Source organism: Nitrobacter sp. (genome assembly GCF_047149785.1).
Taxonomy (GTDB): Bacteria; Pseudomonadota; Alphaproteobacteria; order Rhizobiales; family Xanthobacteraceae; genus Nitrobacter.
Genome location: NZ_BAAGBE010000001.1, coordinates 1,498,520 through 1,514,201, shown reverse-complemented (window position 1 = coordinate 1,514,201; position 15,682 = coordinate 1,498,520). Strand labels below are relative to the sequence as shown.

Annotated in this window: 11 protein-coding genes and 1 tRNA gene; 9 read left to right on the top strand and 3 right to left on the bottom strand. The window is 63.0% G+C overall.

All coding sequences use genetic code 11. The features are described from left to right. Positions 1-154 precede the first annotated feature (154 nt). Entirely contained in the window at positions 155-544 is a 390-nt protein-coding gene (locus tag ACMDCM_RS06950) for a hypothetical protein (RefSeq protein WP_412772887.1), read from the top strand. Positions 545-586: 42 nt separating this feature from the next. On the opposite strand, the gene ACMDCM_RS06945 is transcribed toward ACMDCM_RS06950, so the two are convergent. Beyond that, positions 587-853 carry a hypothetical protein gene (locus ACMDCM_RS06945; RefSeq protein WP_412772886.1) on the bottom strand — a complete coding sequence of 89 codons (267 nt, stop codon included), beginning with the start codon at positions 851-853 and terminating at the stop codon, positions 587-589. A gap of 432 nt (positions 854-1,285) precedes the next feature. On the opposite strand from ACMDCM_RS06945, the gene ACMDCM_RS06940 reads away from it, so the two are divergent. From ACMDCM_RS06940 to ACMDCM_RS06930, 3 genes are all read left to right on the top strand, one after another. After that, on the top strand, positions 1,286-1,783 hold the full coding sequence (locus ACMDCM_RS06940) for a hypothetical protein (RefSeq protein WP_412772885.1): 498 nt from the start codon (positions 1,286-1,288) through the stop codon (positions 1,781-1,783). Positions 1,784-1,809: 26 nt separating this feature from the next. After that, a complete protein-coding gene (locus tag ACMDCM_RS06935; RefSeq protein ID WP_412772884.1) occupies positions 1,810-2,082 on the top strand; it encodes a helix-turn-helix transcriptional regulator in 273 nt (90 codons plus the stop codon). 119 nt (positions 2,083-2,201) lie between these two features. After that, the gene (locus ACMDCM_RS06930) at positions 2,202-3,206 is read left to right on the top strand and encodes a tyrosine-type recombinase/integrase (protein ID WP_412774687.1); all 1,005 of its coding nucleotides are present in this window, start codon (positions 2,202-2,204) and stop codon (positions 3,204-3,206) included. On the opposite strand, the gene ACMDCM_RS06925 is transcribed toward ACMDCM_RS06930, so the two are convergent. Further along, a tRNA-Arg gene (locus tag ACMDCM_RS06925) sits at positions 3,165-3,241 on the bottom strand. The two genes, ACMDCM_RS06930 and ACMDCM_RS06925, sit on opposite strands and share 42 nt — an antisense overlap. 412 nt (positions 3,242-3,653) lie before the next feature. Between ACMDCM_RS06925 and ACMDCM_RS06920 the strand changes: the two genes are divergently transcribed. The 5 genes from ACMDCM_RS06920 (at position 3,654) to ACMDCM_RS06900 (ending at position 13,972) form a co-directional block, all read left to right on the top strand. Beyond that, positions 3,654-8,870 (top strand): alpha-2-macroglobulin family protein, encoded by a 5,217-nt coding sequence (locus tag ACMDCM_RS06920; protein ID WP_412772883.1) that lies wholly within the window; start codon positions 3,654-3,656, stop codon positions 8,868-8,870. Beyond that, the gene (gene pbpC / locus ACMDCM_RS06915) at positions 8,867-10,987 is read left to right on the top strand and encodes a penicillin-binding protein 1C (RefSeq protein WP_412772882.1); all 2,121 of its coding nucleotides are present in this window, start codon (positions 8,867-8,869) and stop codon (positions 10,985-10,987) included. Before ACMDCM_RS06920 ends, pbpC begins: the two co-directional genes overlap by 4 nt. A 53-nt stretch (positions 10,988-11,040) precedes the next feature. Continuing rightward, positions 11,041-12,783, top strand: a complete 1,743-nt coding sequence (locus tag ACMDCM_RS06910) for an ArnT family glycosyltransferase (protein ID WP_412772881.1) — start codon at positions 11,041-11,043, stop codon at positions 12,781-12,783. A 123-nt stretch (positions 12,784-12,906) separates the two neighbouring features. After that, positions 12,907-13,656 (top strand): glycosyltransferase family 2 protein, encoded by a 750-nt coding sequence (locus ACMDCM_RS06905; RefSeq protein WP_412772880.1) that lies wholly within the window; start codon positions 12,907-12,909, stop codon positions 13,654-13,656. After that, positions 13,649-13,972, top strand: coding sequence for a lipid-A-disaccharide synthase N-terminal domain-containing protein (locus tag ACMDCM_RS06900; protein WP_412772879.1), 324 nt, complete (start codon positions 13,649-13,651; stop codon positions 13,970-13,972). Before ACMDCM_RS06905 ends, ACMDCM_RS06900 begins: the two co-directional genes overlap by 8 nt. Here the strand turns inward: ACMDCM_RS06900 and ACMDCM_RS06895 are convergent. Continuing rightward, complete coding sequence (locus ACMDCM_RS06895; RefSeq protein ID WP_412772878.1) at positions 13,957-15,678, bottom strand: Na/Pi cotransporter family protein; 1,722 nt, start codon at positions 15,676-15,678, stop codon at positions 13,957-13,959. The genes ACMDCM_RS06900 and ACMDCM_RS06895 overlap by 16 nt on opposite strands. Positions 15,679-15,682: the final 4 nt, after the last annotated feature.

The window sequence follows — 15,682 nt, the reverse complement described above, 5'->3', positions numbered from 1 at the left end:
CTAAGTGCGATGCTTGGTGGACGACGGAAGCAGCAGTTCGGGGCGATTAGCGAACCCTAATGAACCGCACGAGCGGCTTTCTGAGCGTTCCACGCCGCCCTCATTACCTCTGGGCGGCGTTCACACAGCCTTCGGCTAACAAAGGAGCCACGCTATGCAGACTCGACTCGACCTCGCTTTCCACAGAACCCCAGATCGCTTTATCGACGCCTGGACCAAGAAGCATAGCGCCTGCGTAAAGAGGCAATGGGGACCCAGCCAGGCGTTCGACGCGACCGGCTTATCCGCAGAGCGCGGCGGGCAGAGACCGCTCTCACACAACCGAGTGGCTATCATCGCCGGGTTTGGAGACTCCGAAATGACCGCGAAAATGAATCACTACGTTGCGTGCCGGGCGGAAGCTGCGGTATGTCGTGAGAAAGCCGAGACTAATATTAACCGGCGTGACTACTGGATCGCGGAAGCGCAAAAATGGGAAAAGCGCGCCGAACGTGACATCGGGCGCCGGATATCCAGTGCGCCTCGCACCACCGACTTTCGCTGATGGTCCGCGACAGCGCGTCCAACCCCGGGCAGCGCACCCGTCCTAGTGTTTTGTCGATCCTGGCTGCTTTTCTAAAAACGACCGAATGCCTTCAACCTCCAGCGTTCGATAAAACTCGTCATAAGCATCTTGGTCAGTAGCGAAGCGATCATCCCAAACCGTAGAGCCACCTTCTGGATCTATCACCTCGAGCGTCCAGCTTCGATCACCCTCGACCAGGCGGTAGATTTCGACGCGGACCGAAATGCCCTCGCGCGTCACGGTGCCACTGAGCGGCGATTCTTCGATTTCAGGATCGTCGTCGATCATGGCCTTAGAATAGTGCGAGCATGGCCCGCGGGGTAGGGGTTATTACTTGCCCTTCTTCAGCCCTAACTCAACCAACCGCCGAATCGCTTCGGGGCGGGAGGGAAGATCGGCTCTTGCTTGCGGCGCCATCTGTTGACCTTCGGAGTGAACGAAAATCAACATGTGTCACTTTTTTAAATAACCCTTAGCCTTCAGAAAGTCGGTCAGGAGCTTTTCGACAAGAGAAGTCAGCGACCGCTGGTCTTCAGCGGCGGCCTTGTCGGCAAGCGCTTTAAGCTCCGGACTAATCCGAAGATTTAGCGTGGCTGTCTTAAGGCGCTGTGTTGACAATGGCGTTACATTATGTAATGTCAGTGGCGTTACATTAGCAGGCCGACCGGGCGCTTGCAACACCCGACCGGCCCTAACCGCCAACCGCGCATGGAGCGATCGATGGCTGACTCTATCGATACCACGAATCTGCCAATAACCCGCCAAGTCCTCGAAGCCCAAATTTCCTTGTTGATCGACCTTCTCGACCAGATCGACGGCGATTCCGACATCGAACCCGACCCCGACCTTGAAGACGGATCCGACGACGAACCCTCCCTAGGCTGGAGCGCCGGCTTCATGCCGGAATTGCAGCGCCAAGAAGGGCGCGGATTTTACATGAATGCAGACGGTGGCCACGACTTAGAAGACGAACACGACGGCCGAGAACCCAGTGAAGATCCAGAACCTGACGTCGACGCCGAGCATTCCTTGGGTTGGGGTACCGGCGACAGCCAGACTGGCCAGTGGACGGTAGTTACGGACCTGGAGCGGGGCGCCGGCGCGGTGCGCAAGCCGCGGCCGGCGTCGAGGACGGGTGGGAAGGTGTGTCGGGGATCGAGTTTCGTGGATCTCGCTCCAGCGGGGGCGGAGTTGACGCCAGTGCACGCCGACTCTTAGCTATTGTCATTAACTTGGATGACGCCATGACGCTCCATCATGCCAACGATAATCAACGCGGCGGCACTGTCCCCCGTGGTCTTCGCCGTGTTGAGGCGGCACGGTATCTCGGAATCAGCCCGAGCCACTTTGACAAGCAGGTGAAGGCGGGGACCGTTCCTGCGCCGCTTCAACTATTTGGTGTAAGTGTATGGGACCGTGTGGCTTTGGACGTGTTATTTGACGGCGTTTCTGCGGCCAACGACTATGACTCTGAATATTGGGACAAGGCGTGCGGCAGCGAAAACCTAAATTCGTAAACGAGTACGTCGATAGGCACGGGAGACCCCGTGTCTATCTGCGCCGGCCGGGCAGGCCGCAAATTGCGTTGCCCGCGCCTCTATACACGCCGGAATTTTGGGCGGCCTATCATGCCGCAATGTCGACAGACGAGCCGATACCGGCGGTGCGCCGAATCAGGGCAGGGACGATTGCTGCGGCGGTGAGGGGCTACTATGGCAGCTCCGAATTCAAGGCTTTGGCGAAGTCGACACAGGCCGTCTACCGCGGCGTACTGGATAGGTTTGTCGACAAGCACGGCGATGGGCCGATTGCCAGCCTCCAGCCGAAGCACATCAACAAGTTGATCGATGAGATGGCCAACACGCCATCTGCGGCGAGCAATTTCCGCAAGCGCCTCAAAGCCGTCATGGATTACGCAGTGTCGGCTGGAATGCGCGCTGACAATCCGGTCGTCGTGGCTAAGAGGGTGAAGCTGAAAACCACCGGGCACCGCACTTGGACAGAGGAAGATATCGCCGCATTTCGCAGATGCTGGCCTGTCGGCACTCCGCTCCGGCTTGCAATGGAGGTTTTGCTGCACACCGGCCTGCGGCGGAGCGACGCTGTTCGGCTGGGCTGGACACACCTGACGAAGGATGGCTTCGTTATCACCACTCAAAAAAGCCAAGGTCATGTCGAGTTATGCATTCCTGTGCATCGCGAGTTGGCCCGGTATATTGCTGACTGCCCGAAAGACGGCCCAGCCTTCATCGAGACCAAGAACGGACGCGCTCGCAGCGAAAAGGCGTTCTCGTCGTGGATAAGTGGCGCGGCGAAGGAGGCTGGCCTCCCGCCGAAGTCGTCCCCGCACGGCCTGCGCAAAGCAGCCTGCAGGCGGCTAGCCGAGACGCAATGCAGCGCCCTCGAAATCATGAGCATCACGGGACATACCGATATTCGGGAGATTGAGCGGTATTGCCGAGCCGCAGCGCGCAAGCGTTTAGCCGCAACCGCAATGGCGAAACTGCAGAGCGGTTTCGATATCAAATTGCCTAACCCACCCGAGGAGTTAGGCAAAAGTGACGATAACCTATTGAAATCACTGGTGGCAAAAGACGATTGGCGATCCCGGCAGGATTCGAACCTGCAACCCGCGGAGTAGAAATCCGCTACTCTATCCAGTTGAGCTACGGGACCGTTAAGACCGGTCATATCACCGCAATATGAAAAAACCGACCTCGCGCCAAGCCCCGATTCGAACCATTCTGACCAATCGGGCGACGAACCGGCACGGACGAGCCGTTGCTACCTGGTTTGCCGTTAGCGAGTGCCGTCGTCGGGAGCGAACGGACCGGCTCGGAATATCGCATGCGGTTTCGTCCGGGATCGCAAGGGGAAGGGCTTGAGCCCGTCACCTTCCGCGGATTTTCCTGGTGGTTCGAAAGTTTGCCTTATTGTCCCCTGAACCTCTTCAAAGCGGAACTCCGAATCTGAATCACACCGGGATCATAGGTTTGCTAGTGTCCCTCCGGATTGGAAGCTCGCCACGCAGCGAGGCGAGCTTCGGATTCCGACACCGTGCGGCATTTCTTCGCGCAGGGAGCTTTTCATGACCGGAATGGTGCGCGCCGTCGTTCTCTGTGCGATGCTGGCGATTGGACTGGTTTCGGCGCAGGCGGCGGACAAGGCTTTCAAGCGCGACGATCTCGCCGACGCGGCGATCAAGCTCGAGGCCCAGATCAAGAGCGAAGCGGGCGCCGTCGCCAAATCGGCCCCGACGTTGCGGACCGATGCCGACGCCGCCTTCAAGCGATCCGATTTCCGCAGCGGCCTCCAGATTCTCAGCCAGATCGCGACCGTCGCCCCTGACGACAGCGGCAATTGGCTGCGGCTGGCGCGGACGATTTTCCAGATCAGGCCGACCACGAGCCAGGAACGGACCTTCCTGCTCGAGCGGGCTTCCACCGCCGCCTATATCGCCTATCAGCGGGCGCACGATCCCGGTCTCGAGGCCGATGCGCTGGCGGTTCTCGGACGCGCCTTCTCGGAGCGCAAGCTGTGGCGACCGGCGCTCGATACCTTGCGGCTGTCGCTCGATCTGCGCGAGGTCGCCGAGGTTCGCGAGCAATACGAAAAGATGCGCGACGACCACGGCTTCCGGCTGCTCGATTACACCGTGGATTCGGATTCGACCTCGCCGCGCGTCTGCTTCCAGTTCTCGGAGGACCTTGCCAAGCGCACCGACTTTTCGCCGTTCGTGACGCTTGCCGGCGCCGACCGTCCGGCGCTGTCGTCGGAGGACAAACAACTCTGCGTCGAGGGTCTCAAGCACGGCGAGCGCTACAACATTAATCTGCGCGCCGGTCTGCCTTCGACGGTCAAGGAAGGCTTGCCGAAATCGGCGGAGTTCAACGTCTACGTGCGGGACCGCAAGCCGTTCGTCCGCTTCATCGGCCGCGCCTACGTGCTGCCGCGCACCGGCCAGCGCGGCATTCCGCTGGTCAGCGTCAACACCCAGGCGGTGTCGGTGCAGGTGTTCCGGATCGGCGACCGCAATCTCATCAACACCGTGATCGACAGCGACTTCCAGAAGACGCTCAGCGGCTATCAGTTGTCCGATCTCGGCAACGAACGCGGGGTCAAGGTCTGGTCGGGCGAGATTGCGACAGCCGCCACGCTGAATGCCGATGTGACCACCGCGTTTCCCGTCGACGAGGCGCTCGGAAACCTTCAGCCCGGCGTCTACGTGATGACGGCCGCGCCCAAGGGACCGGGTTCGACGAGCGACGAGGAATCCGGTTCGCTGGCGACCCAGTGGTTCATCGTTTCCGACCTGGGCCTGACCGCCTATTCCGGCAATGACGGCATCCACGTCTTCGTCAATTCGCTGGCGACGACCGATGCCATCGGCAAGGCGGAAGTCCGCCTGATCGCCCGCAACAACGAGATCCTGGCGACTCGCAAGACCGATGAATCCGGCCACGCGCTGTTCGAGCCGGGTCTCGCCAGAGGCGAGGGCGGGCTGTCGCCGGCGTTGCTGACGGTGAGCACCGGTAACGCCGACTATGCGTTTCTCAGCCTGAAGGCGAGCGCCTTCGACCTGACCGACCGCGGCGTGTCGGGCCGCGCCGTGCCCGAAGGCGCCGATGCCTTCGTTTATGCCGAGCGCGGCGTCTATCGCTCGGGGGAGACGATCCATCTGACGGCATTGTTGCGCGACGGGCAGGGCAATGCCGTGACCGGCGGACCGCTGACGCTGGTGGTCGAACGGCCCGACGGGGTCGAATTCCGCCGCGCCGTGCTGGCCGATCAGGGCGCCGGCGGGCGAAGCCTGAGCCTGCCGCTCAACTCGGCCGTGCCCACCGGGACGTGGCGGGTTCGCGCCTTCACCGACCCGAAGGGACGATCCGTCGGCGAAACCACCTTCATGGTCGAAGACTATGTTCCGGACAGGATCGAATTCGACTTAACGACCAAAGCGAAACAGATAGGTGCTGAAACTCCGGTAGAACTTAAGGTCGACGGCCGTTTCCTCTACGGCGCACCGGCATCCGGGTTGCATCTCGAGGGCGATATGCTGGTAGCTCCCGTCGAGAGCCGCCCGGGTTATGCCGGATATCAGTTCGGCGTGGCCGACGACGAGAGTGTCGACAACGAGCGCAAACCGATCGAGAACCTGCCCGAAGCCGATGCAAACGGCGCCGCGACGTTCCCGGTCAGCCTCGCCGCGCCGCCGTCATCGACCCGGCCGCAGGAAGCGCAGATCTTCATTCGCATGGCCGAGGCCGGCGGGCGCGCGGTCGAGCGGAAGCTCGTCCTTCCTGTGAAGCCGCCCGCGGCCATGATCGGCGTCAAGCCATTGTTTGGCGACAAGAACGTCGCGGAAGGCGACAAGGCCGGTTTCGATGTCGCCTTCGTCGCCCCCGACGGGACCTCGCTTGCGCGCGAGGGCCTGCGCTATGAACTGCTCAAGCTCGAAAGCAGGTATCAATGGTATCGTCAGGATTCGTCGTGGGAATACGAGCCGGTGAAATCGACCAGGCGTGTCGCCGACGGTGACCTCTCGATTGCCGCGAACAAGCCCGCGCGGATCGAATTTTCTCCCCGGCCCGGACGCTACCGTCTCGATGTCAAATCGTCCGATCCCAACGGTCCGCTGACCTCGGTTCAGTTCGATGTCGGCTGGTATTCCGACGGCAGCGCCGATACGCCCGATCTCTTGGAAACCTCGATCGACAAACCGGACTACCTGTCAGGCGACACCATGACCGTTTCGGTCAACGCCCGGTCCGCCGGCAAACTCACGATCAACGTTCTCGGCGACCGGCTGCTCACCACGCAAACCATAGACGTCAAGGAAGGCACCTCGCAGGTGAAAATCCCGGTCGGCAAGGATTGGGGAACCGGCGCTTATGTCGTGGCGACGCTGCGGCGGCCGCTCGACGTCGCCGCACGGCGGATGCCCGGCCGCGCGATCGGCATCAAATGGTTCGGCATCGACAGGACGGCCCGCACCCTGTCCGTCAGCCTGTCGCCGCCGGCATTGGCGCGGCCATCGACAACGCTCAAGCTGCCTGTGAAGGTCGGTGGCCTAAGCCCGGGCGAAGACGCCAAGATCGTCGTTGCCGCGGTTGATGTCGGCATCCTCAATCTCACCAATTACAAGCCGCCAGCGCCGGACGACTATTATCTCGGCCAGCGCCGCATGACGTCGGAAATCCGCGATCTCTACGGGCAACTGATCGATGGCATGCAGGGGACGCGCGGTCAGCTCAGGACGGGCGGTGATTCGGCGGGGGCCGAGTTGCAGGGCAGTCCGCCGACACAGAAGCCGCTTGCGCTCTATTCGGGCATCGTCACGGTTGCCGCGGACGGCACCGCCGAGATCAGCTTCGATATTCCGGAATTCGCCGGCACAGCGCGGGTGATGGCGGTAGCCTGGAGCGCGACCAAGCTGGGGCGAGCGACGGTCGACGTCACCGTGCGCGATCCGGTCGTGCTGACGGCGACGTTGCCGCGCTTCCTGCTGACCGGCGACCAGGGCACCATGAGTTTCGACCTCGACAACGTCGAGGGCGCGCCCGGCGACTACGCCGTCAACGTGAAAGCCTCGGGACCCGTGAAAGTGGCGGGCAGTCCCGCGACAACGATCAGGCTCGCGGCCAGGCAACGCGGCTCGACGGCGCTGACGCTCGATGCGGTCGGCGGATCCGGCACGGCGCACTTCGACGTCGATATCAAGGGGCCGAACGGCCTGACGCTGGCGCGGCACTACGATCTCGAGGTCAAGCCCGCGACCCAGATCCTGGCGCGCCGCTCGGTCCGCACGCTGGCGAAGGGCGAGAGCCTGACGCTGACCTCGGATATGTTCTCCGATCTCGTGCAAGGGACCGGCGGCGTGTCGATGTCGGTCGGCCTGTCGTCGGCGCTGGACGCGGCGACCGTTCTTAAAGCCCTCGACCGTTATCCGTTCGGCTGTTCCGAGCAGATCACCAGCCGCGCCATGCCGCTGCTTTACGTCAATGAACTCGCGGCCGGCGCGCATCTCGCGATGGACACGAGCGTTGATGATCGCATCAAGAGTTCGATCGACCGCCTGCTGGCGCGGCAAGGCTCGAACGGCTCGTTCGGGCTCTGGTCATCCGGCGGCGATGATCCATGGCTGGATGCCTACGTGACCGACTTCCTGACCCGCGCCCGCGAAAAGGGATTTGCGGTCCCCGATCCCCTGTTCAGGAGCGCGCTCGACCGCATCCGCAACTCGGTCGTGAATGCGGCGGAGCCGGAGAAGGACGGCGGCCGTGATCTGGCCTACGGGCTTTACGTTCTCGCCAGGAACGGAACCGCTCCGGTCGGAGACCTCCGTTATCTCGCCGATACCAAGCTGAACGATCTGGCGACGCCGATCGCCAAGGCACAGCTCGCCGCGGCGCTCGCGCTCGTGGGCGACCGGCGTCGGGCGGAGCGCGTGTACGCGGCGGCGGCCGAAAGTCTCGCGCCCAAACCGGTCATCGAGTTCGGCCGGACGGACTACGGCTCGGCGCTACGCGACGCGGCGGCGCTGGTGTCGCTGGCGGGCGAAGGCAACGCGCCGCGAGCGACGGTGACGCAGGCGGTGCAGCGGGTGGAGGCGGCGCGCGGACTGACGCCCTATACTTCCACGCAGGAGAACGCGTGGCTGGTTCTGGCGGCGAGGGCGCTTGCGAAGGAGTCCATGTCGCTCGACGTCGACGGGGCGCCGGTCAAGACCGCGCTCTATCGCAGCTACAAGGCGGCCGAGATGGCGGGCAAGCCGATCAAGATCACCAACACCGGCGATGCCCCGGTACAGGCGGCGATTTCCGTGGCCGGCGCGCCGGTGACCCCTGAACCGGCGACGTCGAACGGTTTTGCGATCGAGCGAAACTATTTCACGCTCGACGGGACGCCCGCGGATCCGGCGCAGGCGAGACAGAACGATCGGTTCGCCGTCGTTCTCAAGATTACGGAGGCGAAGCCGACCTACGGTCACATCATGGTGGCCGACTATCTTCCCGCGGGTTTCGAAATCGACAATCCCCACCTGGTCTCGTCGGGCGACACCGGCACCCTCGACTGGATCGAGGACGGCCAGGAGCCGGTCAGCACGGAATTCCGCGACGACCGGTTCACCGCGGCGATCGATCGTGCGGCCAACGACAAGGCGGTGTTCACCGTCGCTTACGTGGTGCGCGCGGTATCGCCCGGCAAATACGTGTTGCCGCAGGCCTATGTCGAGGACATGTACAATCCCTCGCGCTACGGCCGCACCGGCACCGGCCGCGTCGAGGTGCATCCCGCGAAATGACAGCGTCCGACACCCCGATAATGACGATACGGCCGCGCCGCTGGCGACGCATGAAACTGGCGGCCTTGATCATCGCTGTCGTGACGGTCGCGACCACCGTCGCGACGGCGGGCTGGATCGTCTCGCTGGGACCTCTGCCGCTGGCGGAGGCGCGCGAAGTCTCGACCACGGTGCTCGACCGCAACGGCAAATTGCTGCGCGCCTTCGCCATGGCCGACGGCCGGTGGCGATTGCCGGTCGATGCCAGGACAGACGTCGATCCCGGATACCTCAACGTGTTGCTGGGTTATGAGGACCAGCGTTTCTATTCGCATGCGGGTGTCGACCCGTTCGCGCTCGGGCGAGCCGCGCTCCAACTGCTGACGCGCGGCCACATCGTCTCGGGCGGATCGACGATCACCATGCAGCTTGCCCGCCTGATCGAACCGCGCCGCCGACGTTCGATCTACGCCAAGCTGCATCAAATCGTGCGTGCATTCCAGCTTGAGCACGAACTCTCCAAGGATGAAATCCTCAACCTTTATCTGACGCTTGCGCCGTTCGGCGGCAATCTGGAAGGTATCCGCGCGGCCTCCATCGCCTATTTCGGGAAGGAGCCGAAGCGGTTGTCGCTCGCGGAGTCCGCGTTGCTCGTGGCCTTGCCGCAATCGCCCGAAAGGCGTCGCCTGGACCGGCACCCGGCGGCTGCGCGCGCAGCCCGCGACCGCGTGCTCGAACGCATGGTCGAGGAGTCACGCATTTCGGCGGAAGATGCCGCACGGGCCGAAACGATTCCGGTTTTGCGCAAGCGCAGGCCGTTTCCGAGGCTGGCGCCGCATTCGGCGGATCAGGCGCTGGCGACGGTCAGGGATGCCAGTGTCATCCGACTCACGCTTGAATCCGGTTTGCAGCGAACGCTCGAGGCGCTGGCGCGCGACCGCGCGGCGGCGCTGGGGCCGGACATTTCCATCGGCATCGTCGCCGTCGACAACGCCACCGGAGACGTGCTGGCCCATGTCGGGTCCGCTGATTATTTCGACGAACGACGCGCCGGGCAGGTGGACATGACACGGGCCGTGCGCTCGCCGGGTTCGACGCTGAAGCCGTTTATCTATGGACTGGCGTTCGAAGACGGGTTCGTTCATCCGGATAGCCTGATCGATGACCGCCGGGTTCGATTCGGCAGCTATGCGCCGGAGAACTTCGACATGACGTTCCAGGGCACGGTGCCGGTGCGTCGCGCCTTGCAATTGTCGCTCAACGTTCCCGCCATCGAACTGCTGGATCGCGTCGGCGCCAGCCGGCTGTCGTCGCGGCTGAAACAGGCGGGCACCGGCCTGGTGCTGCCGAAGGACGAGGTTCCGGGTCTGGCGATGGGACTCGGCGGCGTGGGAGTGTCGCTGCATGATCTGGTGCAGGCCTATTCCGGCATCCCCAGGCTGGGCAGCGTGTTGCCCTTGCGCGAGATCGAGCGCGACGGCGACGGGGTGCGGGAGCCGTTGCGGCTGCTGGACCCGATTGCTGCGTGGCAGGTCGGCAATGTCCTTTTGGGCACGCCGCCTCCGGAAAACGCGGTCCGAAACCGGATCGCTTTCAAGACCGGCACCAGTTACGGCTATCGCGATGCGTGGTCTGTCGGCTTCGATGGCCGCATGACGATCGGCGTCTGGGTCGGGCGTCCGGACGGCGCGCCGGTGCCTGGCCTGATCGGACGCGTGGCCGCTGCCCCGGTTTTATTCGATGCCTTCGCGCGCACCGGCAAGTTGCTGACACCCCTGCCAAAAGCTCCGCGCGGAACTCTGATCGCCGGTAATGCAAGGCTTCCGTTTCCGTTGCGGCGGTTTCGTCCTGCGGGCGAGTTGATTCGGGCCGGCAACGAGCATGCGCTCCGTATCCAGTTTCCACTGAACGGTTCGCGGATCGATGCCGGAGGCGGGAACGGGATGAAGCTGTCCGCGCTGCCGGTCAAGGTGACCGGCGGCGTTTTGCCGATGACGATGCTGGTCAACGGGAAAGCGGTCGGAGAAATCGAAAGCCGACGTCAGCGGATGGTCGAACCGCCGGGACCCGGCTTTGTCCGGCTGACGGTGATGGACGCTGCTGGCGCTGCGGACACAGTTACGATCAGAATTCAATAGTGACCGGCTAAGCTGTTGTCCCTGCGTCGGGTTCAGCGTATGCGAAAACCCCCATGGCTGAGACCCTTTCCCGTCCCCGATTTGGACAGTCGCGTGAACCGAAAGCTCCGGTCAACCCGGGGCGCGGGCTTGCGGTCGTGATCGATTTCGTCGCCTCGCGCCATATCAGGTCGGTGCTGTTTCTGGCGATCATCGGCCTGCTGTTCTTTCTGCCTGGCTTCTTCAACATCCCGCCGATCGACCGCGACGAGCCCCGTTTCGCGCAGGCGACCAAACAGATGGTCGAGAGCGGCGATTTCGTCGACATCCGCTTTCAATCCGAGGTGCGTTACAAGAAGCCGGTCGGCATTTACTGGTTGCAGGCAGCCGCCGTCGAAACGGCATCTTCGCTCGGACTCCCGCGGGCCCAAATCCGAATCTGGCTGTATCGCGTCCCGTCCCTGATCGGTGCGATCGGCGCGGTGCTTCTGACCTACTGGGCGGCGCTCGCTTTCGTGTCGCGGCGCAGCGCGGTTCTGGCCGGGCTGATGATGTGCAGTTCGGTATTGCTCGGGGTTGAAGCGCGTCTCGCCAAGACCGATGCCATGCTGCTGCTGACCGTTGTTGCGGCGATGGGGGCGCTGGCGCGGATTTATCTCTCGTGGCAGCGGCACGGAAACCTGGATCGCCCCTCCTGGGTGTATCCGGCGATATTCTGGACGGCGCTCGCCGGGGGAATTTTGCTCAAGGGTCCATTGATCCTGATGTTCGTGGGATTGACGATCGGGACCGTCGCCATTCTCGATCGCTCGGCGTCATGGCTGTGGCGTCTGCGGCCCGTCTGGGGGCTGATGTGGATGCTGGTCCTCGTCTTGCCGTGGTTCGTGGCGATTTTCCTTCGCGCCGGAGACACCTTCTTCGCGGACTCGATCGGCGGCGACATGCTGAGCAAGCTCGCAGCTCAGGAATCACACGGAGCGCCGCCCGGAACCTACTTCCTGCTGTTCTGGATTACGTTCTGGCCCGGCGCGCCGCTGGCCGGATTGGGGGCGCCTGCGGTCTGGCGCGCGCGTCGGGAGCCGGAGGTGCGGTTTCTGCTCGCCTGGCTGATGCCATCCTGGATCGTACTCGAACTGGTGTTGACCAAGCTGCCGCACTATGTGCTGCCGCTGTATCCGTCGGTCGCGATCCTGTCGGTCTGGGCGCTGGAGCACCGCCTGCTGTCCATATCCTGGCTAAGGAAGGGCGCGGCATGGTGGTTTGCCATCCCTGCGATCACCCTGGTGCTCGCGGTCATCGCGACGATTACCTTGACGCGCCAGCCGGTTTTTCTCGCATGGCCTTTCGCCGCCGCGGCCTTGATCTCCGGATTGTTCGCGTGGTGGCTCTATGACGACGGCAATGCCGAACGTTCCTTGCTGAACGCGGTCATGGCGGCACTGTTCCTGAGCGCTTCGGTCTACGGAATCATCGTCGCCGCTCTGACACCGCTGTTCCCCAGTCCCGAAATCGCGCGCGCGCTGCGAAATGTAGTGTGCGTGGGGCCGAAGGTCGCGGCGGCGGGCTATCATGAACCAAGTCTGGTCTTCATGACGGGAACGTCGACGCTGCTGACCGACGGGGCGGGCGCGGCCGATTTCCTCGGCCATGGAAGCTGCCGCTTTGCGCTCGTCGAATCCCGTTCCGAACGGGCGTTCGCGCAGCGCGCCGAAGCGATCGGGTTGCGCTACAACGTCGCCACTCGCATCGACGGCTATAACTTCTCGCAGGGCAAGACAATCTCGATCGCCATCTTCCGCTCTGAGGGAACGCGTTAGAACATTTCGCGAAAGGCCCAAAAGAGTTGCCCACAGCGCGTGCGCGCCATAAGAAGCGGACTTCGGCCAGACCTGTTTGGCGCGGGTTCTGATCAACGGACCAATCAGACGATGAACGACGACATGTCCAGCAGCACGACTGCGCCGGCGGTATCCATTGTTGTGCCTGTGCGCAACGAGGCGGATAATGTCGCGCCTCTCGTTGACGAGATTGTTGCAGCGCTCGACGGTCGATGGGTTTACGAGATCGTCTACGTCGATGATGGCTCCGCCGATGCGACCTCCGAGCGGCTGGCGGCGATCATGGCCCGGCGCGGGAACGTTCGTCAAATACGCCACGAAAAGTCATCCGGACAATCGGCGGCGGTCCGGACCGGGGTGCGCGCGGCGCGCGGCCGGATCGTTGCGACGCTCGATGGCGACGGCCAGAACAATCCGGCGTTTCTGCCGGATCTGATAGGCGCGATCGAGAGCGGCGGCGGCCGCATCGGTCTTGCCGCCGGTCAGCGCGTCGGCCGCAAGGATACGGGATTCAAGAAGTTCCAGTCTCGTATCGCCAACAAGGTGCGAAGCTCGGTGCTGGGCGATGGCACGCGCGACACCGGTTGCGGACTGAAGGCCTTCCGGCGGGAGGTGTTTCTGTCCTTGCCTTACTTCGATGGCCTGCATCGCTTTCTTCCGGCGCTGGTGCGGCGCGAAGGCTACGACATCGCCTATGTCGACGTGACCGACCGGCCCCGGCGATCGGGCGTGTCGAACTACGGCTTCTTCGATCGGCTGTGGGTCGGAATCATGGACCTCGCCGGCGTGTGGTGGTTGATACGTCGGAAAAAGTCCACGCCGGTCGCGACCGAGGTGATGCATCATGACTGATACCGTCAGTATGCTGTCCAATTATCTCTACGATGTGTTCGTGACCAAGTTCGACGGCTGGGTCGTTCTCGGTTTTATCGCGCAGGCGCTCTTCACGATGCGGTTTGTCGTGCAATGGATCGCCTCCGAGCGCGCCCGAAAAAGCGTGATCCCTGTTGCATTCTGGTTCTTCTCGATCGGCGGCGGAGTTCTTCTTCTTGCTTACGCCCTGTATCGGCGAGACCCGGTGTTCATCGCGGGACAGGCCCTCGGACTGGTCGTCTACTTCCGGAACGTCTACTTCATCATGCTCAACGGGCGTCAATCATCGAGTTGAGGAGGGCTCCGCGTCAACGCGTGGACGGGATGCGCCGGATTGGAAATTTCGTTCATGTCGGGTTCGCTTTGCAGTGTCGCCGGAAGCTTGCCGGCCGCGTCGAGGACAGGATAGGCGGCCGAGCAAATGTGCGAATGTATCCGCCGCAAATCGCGCAGAACGTCGAGATGCAGCGAGGTCGTCTCGATCGTTTCGAGGCGTCCCTCGCGCAGCCGATCGAGGTGCCGTTCGATCGCCGCGAGTTCGAAGTTGCGCAAGGCGGCCTTCTCCGCGACAAGCCAGCGAGCCTCGTTGACGTCGCCGGACATGAAGACGCCGAAAGCGATACGAAGCGAATCCATGATTCGCTTGTGAAATGCCGAAAGCTCGCCGGCGCCTTCGGGCGAGAATTGAAAGCGGCGCTTGATTTTCTTGGTCGCCAGTTCGCTCAGGTTCTTGTCGACGATATCGCCGATATGTTCGAGGTTGATGGCGAATGCGATGATCTCCATCGCGCGATGACCCTCGCGTTCGTCGAGGCTGCCGCGGGTCAGCTTGGTGACGTAGAGCTTGATGGCTTCATCGAGGCCGTCCACGCCGTCGTCCATCCGCGAAACCTGATCGACCAGCGATTTGTCGTTGGTCATCATCCCGTCCATCACCTTGCGCAGCATGGCTTCCACGAGGTCGCCCATGCGCAGCGTTTCGCGCGCCGCGTCGGCGAGCGCGAGCGAAGGCGTTTCCAGCGCGCTCTCGTCGAGGTAGCGAGGCCGCGACGGATCGGTCTCTGGCGCCTTGTCGGGAAGAAGCCGCACGAGCATGCGCGCCACGCCGTCGAGCAGCCCGATAAACAGGATCGCGGTCAGGACATTGAAGGCGATATGAAACGTCGCGGTGGCCTTGGCGAGGTGCGGCTGCCATGTCAGCATGACATCCACGATCGGATGTAGAAACGGCGCGACCAGCAGCACTCCGACGAGCCGGTTGAGCATGTTGCCGACCGGCAGCCGATAGCTCGCGGGATTATCGCGGCGGGCGCCTTCGAAGATCGGGTTGAGGGCGCTGCCGATATTGGCGCCGAGCACCAGCGCGAAGGCCGCATATGGCGAAACGAAGTGGGAATAGGCGAGCGACATGATGAGGAGAACGGTCGCGACGCTGGAATGAGCGGCCCAGGTCACGACCGCGCCGATGAGAATGCACAGCACGGGATCGCCGGTGATGGCGTTCAGAAAAATCCGCACGCCGGGCGCGTTTTCGGCCGGCGCCAGCGTGGTGAGCAAAATGTGCAGCGCCAGCAGCATCAGGCCAAGGCCGATGAAGACGCGGCCGACGTCCTTGATGCGCGAGCGGGCGCCGCTGCGGAATGCAGTGACCCCGATGACGAAGAAGACCGGCGCGACGGCGGCGATATCGAATGACAGAACCTGAACGATCAGCGTGGTTCCGACGTTCGCGCCGAGCATGATCGCAAGCGCTGGAACCAGGTTGACGAGACCTTCCGCCGTGAACGAACTGGTGATCAGGCCGGTGGCGGTGCTGCTTTGGAGCAAGGCGGTGAGACCGAGACCGGCGCCGAACGCGGCAAAGCGATTGCGAAGCGCTTTGCCCAGAAACCGGCGAAGGTCCGGACCGAAGGCGCGCAGGATTCCGCTCCGGACCATATGAAGGCCCCAGAGCAAAAGCGCGATGCCACCCATCAGATCGAGAAGAACGAGGCTTCCCATGGGT

Coding starts and splice junctions, on each gene's coding strand:
- ACMDCM_RS06950 (WP_412772887.1), top strand. CDS start 155: ATGCAGACTCGACTCGACCTCGCTTTCCACAGAACCCCAGATCGCTTT.
- ACMDCM_RS06945 (WP_412772886.1), bottom strand. CDS start 853: ATGATCGACGACGATCCTGAAATCGAAGAATCGCCGCTCAGTGGCACC.
- ACMDCM_RS06940 (WP_412772885.1), top strand. CDS start 1,286: ATGGCTGACTCTATCGATACCACGAATCTGCCAATAACCCGCCAAGTC.
- ACMDCM_RS06935 (WP_412772884.1), top strand. CDS start 1,810: ATGACGCTCCATCATGCCAACGATAATCAACGCGGCGGCACTGTCCCC.
- ACMDCM_RS06930 (WP_412774687.1), top strand. CDS start 2,202: ATGTCGACAGACGAGCCGATACCGGCGGTGCGCCGAATCAGGGCAGGG.
- ACMDCM_RS06920 (WP_412772883.1), top strand. CDS start 3,654: ATGACCGGAATGGTGCGCGCCGTCGTTCTCTGTGCGATGCTGGCGATT.
- pbpC (WP_412772882.1), top strand. CDS start 8,867: ATGACAGCGTCCGACACCCCGATAATGACGATACGGCCGCGCCGCTGG.
- ACMDCM_RS06910 (WP_412772881.1), top strand. CDS start 11,041: ATGGCTGAGACCCTTTCCCGTCCCCGATTTGGACAGTCGCGTGAACCG.
- ACMDCM_RS06905 (WP_412772880.1), top strand. CDS start 12,907: ATGTCCAGCAGCACGACTGCGCCGGCGGTATCCATTGTTGTGCCTGTG.
- ACMDCM_RS06900 (WP_412772879.1), top strand. CDS start 13,649: ATGACTGATACCGTCAGTATGCTGTCCAATTATCTCTACGATGTGTTC.
- ACMDCM_RS06895 (WP_412772878.1), bottom strand. CDS start 15,678: ATGGGAAGCCTCGTTCTTCTCGATCTGATGGGTGGCATCGCGCTTTTG.